Below are 8,281 nucleotides of genomic sequence, written 5' to 3'. Positions count from 1 at the left end.
CTCTTCGCCGTGCCCGGCAGCCAGTCCGGCCATCATCCGGGTAAAGATGCCTCTGTCACTCCACCGCTTCCAGCGGTTGTAGAGTGTCTTGTGTGGGCCATACGCACTCGGCGCGTCGCGCCACCGCAAGCCATTGCGATTGATGAAGATAATTCCACTCAACACACGCCGATCATCGACGCGGGGTTTGCCGTGGGACTTCGGGAAGAAGGGCTCAAGACGCGCCATCTGTGCATCTGTCAGCCAGAAAAGATCGGACATGTTCACCGCTCGTTTTTCGAACCGTGAATCACGCCGACAGGCGGAAATCAATGGGTCCTGACCCTAGTATGCGCAACCCGCAATTGATGTCCAGCTCAGCATCTCCCTTCCTGGGAGCTCGAAGCAAACCTCCGCTACATATGCGTGCAGGTCTAGTTTGGGCCTTCACGACATGCGCGCCCATGCTGCAACTGCGAAGCCTCCTTCGACCAACGCGGTCATTTTGGGCTCGAAGCAGACTTCTGCGTGACGCTTGGTTTGCAATGCGCGGACAATCTTCGCCGGGCGCATACCCGCCAGCCGCACCTCAAACCAGCGGATGTAGCCGCGCAGGTTCTTAGTGGCCGGTCCGCAGAAAAGCTTCATGAACCTTTTGCAGCGGGCGTGGAGCGAGTTCACGTTCTGGATGTGATAACAGCCTGAGGCCACGCGCGTGCCAGGCTTGCTTCCGACCACGAAGTGCTCGAGACCGCCTGCTGCTGCGACGTTTTTGTATCCGGTGGCGCCGTCGGAACAGAGCACGGCATCGCTCGGAACCAGCGGCTTCATGGCGCGCTCGAGTGTCACGCCCTATCGGTTCGGCAGGCGTCGGAAGTGACGCGCGCCGCCTCGGTCAGCGACGGTGAGAATGGGGAGCTGCCACTTCGAGAAGCCTTGCCACAACTTAAGCCCCTGCGTCGTGAAATCCTCCCACTTGAGCCGGGGCGGCGGTGCGACTCTCCTCGGATCCGCGAAGTGCCGGACCTATTCGCGAGAACCCTTGCGCGTTTCCCGCTGGAAAGTCTCATCCGCCTCAACGATCTCGGAGAAGCTCACTGCCGGGCTGCTGCCGATGATGGAAAACACAAGCATCCGCCAGCGCCAGATCATTTATTTGTTGAGTCCCAGCCGCCGCGCGAGTTTGCGCACCGACTGCGGTGTGACAGTGCACAGCATATTCCGCAGCACGACCATGAACGGTATTCTTAGCCGCCTAGCTCGGGCAGACCCAAAAAACGCGTCCGAGTTTGCCGCACGTCCCCGGCGAGTGCCGATCTCACATGGCGTTAAAATATAGCACGAATTCCCGTTCTCGGACGCCTGTGCCTTTCTCGGACGCCGACGTCCGAGAATTATGCTCACCGTGACACCCAAAAACGCCTTTGAAAGCCGGTTCAAACACGGATTTTACGTGTATTGAACCGGGCTTATACGGACCATCAGCGCGATCACCTTCTGACCGCCCAAAAGAGCCATTCAACGTCCAAACCGCCGTTTCGGAAGGTTTCTGAAAGAATTGCAGTTTCGTCTGCACATCAGCTCGGGCGACGTCTCAACACCCTGATTTTTTTTGTGATCCGGCTTCTTCCGGCCTCTTCTGACCTCTTCCGGTATCCCCTGAAAGAATGTGTTTCAACTAACAGAGGCGTTGGCCGCTATCCCTGCGGGGCTCCCCCGAGGGCATTTTGCAACAGGAGTGGCGGGGGCGGCTGGCGTCAGGCCAGATGGGCCACGATGTCCCGGGATTTGGGTGCGCGGCGGTGTTCGAAAACGTAAATCCCCTGCCAGGTTCCGAGCCGCAGGCGCCCATCAAGCACGGGAATGGAGAGCGAGACCGGCAGCAGCGCGGATTTGATATGCGCCGGCATGTCGTCCGGGCCCTCGTAGGTGTGGGTGAGATAGGACATCGCCGGATCGTCCGAGGGTGGCACCAGGCGGTGAAAAAAAGCGCGCAGGTCGCTCTGCACTTCCGGGTCGGCATTTTCCTGGATCAGCAGGCTGGCCGAGGTATGGCGGATCATCAGCGTCAGCAGCGCCGGTCCGGCCGGGCCGCCGGCGACCCAGGCCGCGACTTCGCGGGTGACCTCGTAAAGCCCCGGGCCCCGGGTGGCGATGGACAGGGTGGTCTGCATGGCGCCGGTCATCCTTCGGACGTGGTCGGCGGCAGCGTGACCCGCCCGCGCGGAATGCAAAGGCGGCGTTTGACGACAGATATGGCACGCTCCGTTGTTTCTGCGTTTCGGCCGCTCCCTATCATGGATGACCGCGGCAGGTCAGGGGGAAATGCCCAGGCCCGGCGGCGCGGGCGGAGGGGTCGCCACGCACGCAACTGTGAGCGGAGGCAGCGCCAAACTCCGGCTTTTCACCTGTTCAACTGGGCGTTGCGCGGTATCGTGAACCGGTCGGGCGGCCGGCGTCCGGCTTGTGTTTGTAAAAAGGACAACCGATGAACGAGATTTCCCCTCCCCGCATGACCGCCAAGGATTTTGATCAGGAGCTGCTCGACCTCTATGATTATTACGCCCATGGCAAGATCACGAAACGCGAGTTCCTCGACCGCGCCGGCAGATTTGCCGTCGGCGGGGTCACCGCCGCGGCGCTGCTGGGCATGCTCAGCCCGAATTACGCGCTGGCCGAACAGGTGCAATTCACCGATCCCGACATCCTGCCGGAATATATCACCTACCCCTCGCCGAACGGCCATGGCGAGGTGCGCGGCTATCTGGTGCGGCCGACCAATGTCGAGGGCCCGGTGCCGGCCGTCGTCGTGGTGCATGAGAACCGCGGTCTCAACCCCTATATCGAAGACGTCGCGCGCCGGGTGGCCAAGGCCGGCTTTCTCGCGCTGGCGCCCGACGGGCTGACCTCGGTCGGCGGCTATCCCGGCAATGACGCCGAGGGGCGCGAGTTGCAGCAGACCGTGAATCGCGAAAAGCTGATGAACGACTTCTTTGCCGCTTATGAATTCCTCGCCGGTCATGACGAGACCACGGGCAAGGTGGGCTGCGTCGGCTTCTGTTACGGCGGCGGGGTCTGCAATGCCATGGCGGTGGCCTATCCCGAGCTTGGTGCCTCGGTGCCCTTCTACGGGCGTCAGGTCAGCGCAGCGGATGTGCCGAGGATCGAGGCGCCGCTGTTGCTGCATTATGCCGGGCTCGACAGCCGCATCAACGAGGGCTGGCCGGCCTACAAGGCGGCGCTGGACGAACATGGCAAGACCTATGAGGCGCATATCTACGAAGGCGTGAACCACGGCTTTCACAACGACAGCACGCCGCGCTATGACGAAGCGGCGGCGGAACTGGCCTGGGACCGCACGATCGCGCATTTCGACCGCTATCTGCGCTGAGCAGAGCACGGCAAAAGGGCGCCTCGCGGGGCGCCCTCTCGCGGCCATGACGGCAGAGGTGGGTTACATGCCGGCCCATTCCAGCTTGGGCGCAAAGCGCGGCCGGGTGAAGGCGAAGTTGTAGAGCTCGGTATCCTCGCTCATGCCCGGCACGTCGAAGATCGGCGAATAGATGGCGGAGGTCTCCACCACAATCACCCGTTCATTGTGCAAGAGCGTCGGCAGATGTTCGGCAAGGGTGGTGTTCAGGTCGCGGTTCTTCAGCGGATAGAGTGGCCCGCGGGTCTGTGACCAGTCGCGGCGGTAAGCGTTCTTGCGCTTGTTCCAGCGCACCATCGTCACCCGGAGTCCGACCTGATCGTTCGCATGGGTCAGGAATTCGAGCATGCTGTGCAACCCGTCGAGATAGTCGTCATCGATTGCATCGGTCTCGCGTGAGAGCGCATCCGAGATGGTATAGGCGGCATTGGTGTTGATCGCCTTTTGCCGGAAGGCATCATAGTAGACATAGGCGCCGGCCAGCATCACGAAGAGCACCGGGGTGAAGATGATCAGTTCGAGGCTGACGCCGCCGCGGGTGTCGCCGGTGAACTGGCGCAGTTTTTGCAGAATCCTGGTCATCATGGCCATTACCTCGGTTCCTGGACGAATGCGGATGTAGAAACGATTGCGGTGAAGCCTTCGCTGTCCTTGGCCAGCTGGCCCCCGAGACCGGTTGTCGGGAACACCGGCTTGAACTTGTAGCAGGCACGCAGCAGCATGATCTCGTTGTCCTCGCCGCTCTGGAAATTCCGCAGCGGCCGGGCGTCTTCGGCCGAATTCTGACATTCGGCGGCGCTCGGAATGCCGGCGAAGGCCCGCGGATCGACTACCTTCATCTCGAGCCGCAGCGTTGCGGTGCATTCGGGAATGATGGCGGCGGTGTCGCAGATCTTTTCGCGGATGGTGTCGTAATTGGCCGCGAAACCGGTGGAGAGGCGGATTTCTCGCACCGTGGTGTCGAGGCCGCGTTCCAGCATGGCGTGGCGGATGTTCATCCAGCCCATCTCGACCATCGCGCCGAGGAAGACTGCAAACAGCGGCAGGACGATGGCGAATTCGATGACCGAGGCCGCGCCGCTTTCGTCCTTGCAGAACCGGGCGGTTGCCTGTTTCAGGTTGCGTGTCATTGGATCAGCCTCAGGTTGTTGATCTGGCGGGCAATGGCGTGGAAGGTTTCGGTGATCTCGATCCCCTCCACTGCAAAGTAATGCGAGTCCGAGGAGGCGCAGTCCTTGAGCGCGTTCTGCCCCGCTGTCGGCGCCTCGAAGGCGATGGCAAAGACCACGATGCCCTTGTCCCTGGCTGCCTGGCACACCGTCGACAGACGGGTGTCGGCCGAGGTCGCACCGACGATGCCAGTATAGCCGTAGTAGATGTTGGAATAGGCGCTCTGCGAGATGAAGTTGTCGCGCTCGGGCCGTTCCCAGAACTTCTTGGCCACGCCCTTGACCCCCCAGCGGGCATAGACTTCGGCGTTGGTCATCCGGCGAGCCGACGTGCCACCGTCGAGATAGTTGCGATAGCGGTAATCCCAGCTCCAGCCGTCGTAGCGCACCCAGTAGTATGTGTCGTTGCTGGTGCCCGTGTTGTCATCGACAAGCACCGAGAAGCGGTCATCGCTCATCGACGTGGTGCCCCGGTCGTCGATCCAGACGTCGGACCATTCGGTCTTGAACTCGGGTTTGAGGTCATATTGCGTGGTGTTCTGCCCATCGGTCATCAGCACCACCACTTTCATCGCCTCGGTGTCGGTGAAGGTTGCCGGACGCTGGGTGGCCGATTCCGACAGGTGGCCGTCGGCGCGCATCTGGTCGAACACCGGGGCGGCCGCGTCGGACAGCAGGGCCGTCCCCCATTTCATGCCGAGGTCGATGGCGGTATTGCCGCCGGCCCCGAGCGAGTCGATATGGGCCTTCAGCGCATTTGCATCGCTCGAGGCCACGACGATCTGGCCATAGTCGTCATCCGGGCACCAGGGATTGGAGATCTCGGTCGTGGTCTCGCTTGACGAATAGGGATCGAAATGCGCCAGACGCTTGAGCAGCTGGTCCTGTGTGATATCGACCGTGTCGAATTCATTGTCGTTGAAGATCACGCAGTTGGAATAGTCGTGCGTGTCCTCGATGTTGAAATATTGCGAAACGGTCGGGCCGAGGTTCACCGTGGCATTGTACGGCACCACGGAAACGGTGGTCTGATCCATCGCGTCGGTAGTCGGGGTGATCACCGTATCGACGAATTCCTTGGCGGCGGCGCGCAGGTTCTGGATCTTGCTGTTCGATCCCATCGAACCCGAGATATCGAGGATCATCGAGATCTCGACCTTGGAAATCTTTTCTTCCGCGACACTGTGGGCCGGCGCGTTCAGGCTGTCGATCCCGGCCATGCGCATGAACAGCGTCTCGACATCGGTGTTGCCGGTGGCCGAGACCGTCCGATAGTTGAGCCCCTCATCGACGGTGACCTGCGTCAGCGCACCGGCGACGCCGGCGGTGGCGACGTAATCCTGGGCGACGCCGGACGGATCGGCCTCCTGATCGAGATCGGCGGCAGCCAGCACGGCACGGTCGAGCACGTGCTGCATCTTGGTGCGGATCGATTCATAGCGCATCACGTCAATGGCCGCGCCAGTGGTCAGCAGGATCGCGAGGCTCAGGTAGACGCACACGATGGTGGCGTTGCCGGAGTCATCCTGCCAGAAGCGGCGTACAAAGGCGCGGTGCCCTTTCGCAAATCCTGTCATGTTGTCGTTCCCTCTGTGACCACGGAGCGGATCTCTGTGAGGCATTTACTATTGGGTGAGAATTGGTGCGTGCTGAGGGCACAAAAACGGCAAAAAAAGGGTTTTACCCGAGGAATTTAGAAAATCCTGCCACATCTGCGCCACGGCAGACATGGTGTTTTCCTTGAAAACCAGGTGGTTGGGGGAATTCAGCGGAACAGGGCCAAAAGCGGGCCGCGCGTGATCGCGCCGTTATCTTTCCGTAAAGCGCGGCGATCTCCGCCGCATTTCGCCGCGGGTCGGCCCCGCGGCGAAAGCTGTCTGGCCCTAGAGCCCCTTGGCGCGATAACTCGACGCCACCTTGCCGATCGCCACCAGATAGGCGGCGGTGCGCAGATCGTCGACGTCCTCACGCTCGTGCCAGACATCGCGCATCGACTGGAATGCGGTGCGCATGGTGTCATCGAGGCCCGAGCGCACCAGCTCGAGCTCATCCGCGCCCCTGAGGTATTTCTCCTTGAAGTGCGGCGTCATCGACCATTTGTCGCCCAGGTGATCGCTGAGCCGCTCAAGCTCCTTGACGATCAGCTCGTGGCGCGCCTCTTCCTGCCGGCGCTGCATCCGGCCAAAGCGGATGTGCGACAGGTTTTTGACCCATTCGAAATAGGACACCGTGACACCGCCGGCATTGGCATACATATCGGGGATGATCACCGTGCCCTTCTTGCGCAGGATATCGTCGGCCCCGGCCGTCACCGGGCCGTTCGCCGCCTCGATGATCAGCGGCGCCTTGATCCGTTCGGCGTTCGACATGTTGATCACGCCCTCGAGCGCAGCCGGAATGAGGATGTCGCATTCCTCCTCCATCACCGCTGCGCCTTCGGAATGATGCGCGGCATCCGGATAGCCGGTCACACCGCCATGTTTGACGATCCATTCACGCACGCCCTCGACGTTGAGACCTTCGGCGCTGAACAGCGCACCGTCACGCTCGATGATGCCGATCACCTGGCAGCCGTCCTCTTCGGACAGGAACTTGGCGGCGTGATAGCCGACATTGCCGAGCCCCTGAACGATGACCCGCTTGCCGTCGAGCGTGCCCGAGAGACCGGCCTTGTCAACGCCCTGCCGGTCGCGAAAGAACTCGCGCAGGGCATATTGCACACCGCGCCCGGTCGCCTCGACCCGACCGGAGATGCCACCGGCATTGAGCGGTTTGCCGGTCACGCAGGCCCGGGCGTTGATGTCGGTGGTGTTCATCCGGGCGTATTGATCGGCGATCCAGGCCATCTCGCGTTCCGAGGTGCCCATGTCGGGCGCCGGCACGTTCTGCGACGGGTTGATCAGATCGCGCTTGGCCAGCTCATAGGCAAAGCGGCGCGTTACCTGTTCCAGCTCGTGCTCGTCATATTGCCGCGGATCGATGCAGAGCCCGCCCTTGGAGCCACCGAACGGCGCTTCGACCAGCGCGCATTTGTAGGTCATCAGCGCCGCCAGCGCCTCGACCTCGTCCTGGTTGACGGCGTTGGAATAGCGGATGCCGCCCTTGACCGGCTCCATATGCTCGGAATGCACCGACCGATAGCCCACAAAGGTCTGTATCCGCCCCCTTAGCCGCACCCCGAAGCGCACCGTATAGGTCGCGTTGCAGACCCTGATCTTTTCCTCCAGCCCCGGCGGCAGGTCCATGAGAGAGACCGCGCGGTTGAACATCAGATCGACGCTCTCGCGGAATGTCGGTTCATTGGCTGGCTGCATTGGGTTCCTCCATTGGGTCCGGGCAGACGACTCGCCCATTTGATTAATCTTTTGGCATCAAGCCTATGACGCTAAGGTTAAGGCGCGCGAGCATTTTTTCCGGTTTTTCCTTGCCGGATTTTCCCCGCCGCCCCGGGCTTCGGCGCACGAGATGGCCGGGCAAGCCATGCGTCGGACAGCTGACACCGCGCAGTAGGCCCAATTTCCCTCAAATTGTTTCTAGCGCCCAGACAATCCCCCGAAAGAATTTGCACTAACGCTGAAACAGATACAAAAACACGTTATTATACAGTGACTTGCCTTAATTTCGCCGAGTTCGTCGGGCATAGATATTGCAGCACGAGGTCCGTCCCGGGAACAGCTGCTTCCACCGCCATTTCGGCGCCAGA

Annotated in this window: 8 protein-coding genes; 1 reads left to right on the top strand and 7 read right to left on the bottom strand. The window is 61.4% G+C overall.

The window, feature by feature from the left end:
- From BMW90_RS02965 to BMW90_RS02955, 3 genes are all read right to left on the bottom strand, one after another.
- Positions 1-261: IS5/IS1182 family transposase (locus BMW90_RS02965; protein ID WP_074834883.1), on the bottom strand; the 261-nt coding region annotated here is incomplete at its 3' end.
- Positions 262-426: 165 nt separating this feature from the next.
- Entirely contained in the window at positions 427-810 is a 384-nt protein-coding gene (locus BMW90_RS02960) for a hypothetical protein (RefSeq protein ID WP_074834820.1), read from the bottom strand.
- Positions 811-1,736: 926 nt separating this feature from the next.
- On the bottom strand, positions 1,737-2,153 hold the full coding sequence (locus BMW90_RS02955; protein WP_048533878.1) for a secondary thiamine-phosphate synthase enzyme YjbQ: 417 nt from the start codon (positions 2,151-2,153) through the stop codon (positions 1,737-1,739).
- A 314-nt stretch (positions 2,154-2,467) separates the two neighbouring features.
- Here BMW90_RS02955 and yghX point away from each other — a divergent pair, with 314 nt between their 5' ends.
- Complete coding sequence (gene yghX / locus BMW90_RS02950) at positions 2,468-3,370, top strand: YghX family hydrolase (RefSeq protein ID WP_074834818.1); 903 nt, start codon at positions 2,468-2,470, stop codon at positions 3,368-3,370.
- A gap of 63 nt (positions 3,371-3,433) precedes the next feature.
- On the opposite strand, the gene BMW90_RS02945 is transcribed toward yghX, so the two are convergent.
- The 4 genes from BMW90_RS02945 to BMW90_RS02930 all read right to left on the bottom strand — a co-directional run bounded on the left by BMW90_RS02945 (position 3,434) and on the right by BMW90_RS02930 (position 7,892).
- Positions 3,434-3,994, bottom strand: coding sequence for a TadE/TadG family type IV pilus assembly protein (locus BMW90_RS02945; protein ID WP_074834881.1), 561 nt, complete (start codon positions 3,992-3,994; stop codon positions 3,434-3,436).
- A 5-nt stretch (positions 3,995-3,999) separates the two neighbouring features.
- Positions 4,000-4,539: a TadE/TadG family type IV pilus assembly protein gene (locus BMW90_RS02940; protein WP_074834816.1), complete on the bottom strand. Its 540-nt coding sequence runs from the start codon at positions 4,537-4,539 to the stop codon at positions 4,000-4,002.
- On the bottom strand, positions 4,536-6,155 hold the full coding sequence (locus BMW90_RS02935) for a TadE/TadG family type IV pilus assembly protein (RefSeq protein WP_074834814.1): 1,620 nt from the start codon (positions 6,153-6,155) through the stop codon (positions 4,536-4,538). The genes BMW90_RS02940 and BMW90_RS02935 overlap by 4 nt, the downstream gene beginning before the upstream one ends.
- A 306-nt stretch (positions 6,156-6,461) precedes the next feature.
- Positions 6,462-7,892: a Glu/Leu/Phe/Val family dehydrogenase gene (locus BMW90_RS02930; RefSeq protein ID WP_074834812.1), complete on the bottom strand. Its 1,431-nt coding sequence runs from the start codon at positions 7,890-7,892 to the stop codon at positions 6,462-6,464.
- Between the last annotated feature and the right edge of the window lie 389 nt (positions 7,893-8,281).

This window comes from Marinovum algicola, assembly GCF_900109145.1.
GTDB lineage: Bacteria > Pseudomonadota > Alphaproteobacteria > Rhodobacterales > Rhodobacteraceae > Marinovum > Marinovum algicola.
Note: the sequence above shows the minus strand (reverse complement) of the source record. Positions and strands in the feature narration are given on the sequence as shown.

Excerpts from the sequence above, each read along its gene's own strand:
- BMW90_RS02960 (WP_074834820.1), bottom strand. The coding sequence starts at position 810 with ATGAAGCCGCTGGTTCCGAGCGATGCCGTGCTCTGTTCCGACGGCGCC.
- BMW90_RS02955 (WP_048533878.1), bottom strand. The coding sequence starts at position 2,153 with ATGCAGACCACCCTGTCCATCGCCACCCGGGGCCCGGGGCTTTACGAG.
- yghX (WP_074834818.1), top strand. The coding sequence starts at position 2,468 with ATGAACGAGATTTCCCCTCCCCGCATGACCGCCAAGGATTTTGATCAG.
- BMW90_RS02945 (WP_074834881.1), bottom strand. The coding sequence starts at position 3,994 with ATGATGACCAGGATTCTGCAAAAACTGCGCCAGTTCACCGGCGACACC.
- BMW90_RS02940 (WP_074834816.1), bottom strand. The coding sequence starts at position 4,539 with ATGACACGCAACCTGAAACAGGCAACCGCCCGGTTCTGCAAGGACGAA.
- BMW90_RS02935 (WP_074834814.1), bottom strand. The coding sequence starts at position 6,155 with ATGACAGGATTTGCGAAAGGGCACCGCGCCTTTGTACGCCGCTTCTGG.
- BMW90_RS02930 (WP_074834812.1), bottom strand. The coding sequence starts at position 7,892 with ATGCAGCCAGCCAATGAACCGACATTCCGCGAGAGCGTCGATCTGATG.